This is a genomic window from Cupriavidus sp. HPC(L), from assembly GCF_000307735.3.
GTDB lineage: Bacteria > Pseudomonadota > Gammaproteobacteria > Burkholderiales > Burkholderiaceae > Cupriavidus.
Genome location: NZ_AMPR02000409.1, coordinates 1 through 1051, shown reverse-complemented (window position 1 = coordinate 1051; position 1051 = coordinate 1). Strand labels below are relative to the sequence as shown.

General features: G+C 69.7%; 1 protein-coding gene. It reads left to right on the top strand.

Going from position 1 to position 1051, the window contains the following annotated elements; translation table 11 throughout:
- On the top strand, positions 1-1051 hold a 1051-nt coding region (rluB, locus tag B551_RS18535), incomplete at both ends, for a 23S rRNA pseudouridine(2605) synthase RluB (RefSeq protein ID WP_043441303.1).

The following is a 1051-nucleotide window of genomic DNA, read 5'->3' as shown; positions in this document are numbered from 1 at the left end:
GATCTCGGGCCAGTACGACGCCGACGGCGGCGCGGCGGGCCCGGCGCGCAAGGCCAAGCCGGTGCGCGAACTGTCCGCCGAGGACGACGCGCCCAAGCTGCACAAGGTGCTGGCCGAAGGCGGCCTCGGTTCGCGCCGTGAAATGGAAGAGCTGATCCTGCAGGGCCGCGTGTCGGTCAACGGGTTGCCTGCGCATATCGGGCAGCGGATCCTGCCGACCGACCAGGTCCGCGTCAACGGCAAGCTGATCCATCGCCGTGTGACCACCAAGCCCCCGCGCGTGCTGCTGTATCACAAGCCGTCGGGCGAGATCGTCAGCCAGTCGGATCCGGAAGGCCGCCCGACCGTGTTCGACAGCCTGCCGCGCCTGAAGACCGCCAAATGGGTCGCCGTGGGCCGGCTGGACTTCAACACCGAAGGCCTGCTGATCTTCACGACGTCCGGCGATATCGCCAACCGCTTCATGCACCCGCGCTACGGCGTCGAGCGCGAATACGCGGTGCGCACGCTGGGCGAGCTCGCCGAAGCGGATCGCCAGCGCCTGCTGCACGGCATCCAGCTCGACGATGGCCAGGCCAACTTCCTGCGCATCGTCGATGGCGGCGGCGAAGGGGTCAACCACTGGTATCACGTGGCGCTGACCGAAGGCCGCAACCGCGAGGTGCGCCGCATGTTCGAGGCGGTCGGCCTGACCGTGTCGCGGCTGATCCGTACCCGCTATGGCCAGTTCCTGCTGCCGAGGGGCCTGAAGCGCGGCCGCTGGCAGGAGCTCGAGCCCGAGGAGGTGCGCGCGATGATGGCCGCGATCGGCCTGAAGGCGCCGGCCAAGCAGGCAGGCGCGCCGAAGGGTGCGACCAAGGTCGGCGGCCGCAAGCAGCGCGAGCAGGCCGCGATCGAGGGCCGGCCGATGGCGACCGGCATGGACGGCCTGCCGCGGTTCAACAAGGAAGGTGGCCGCGGCGGTGCCAATCGCGGCCAGCCCGATCCGATGCAGACGTCGATGGGCTATATCACCGCGCCGACGCTGCTGACCTCGCACACCGGCAAGTTC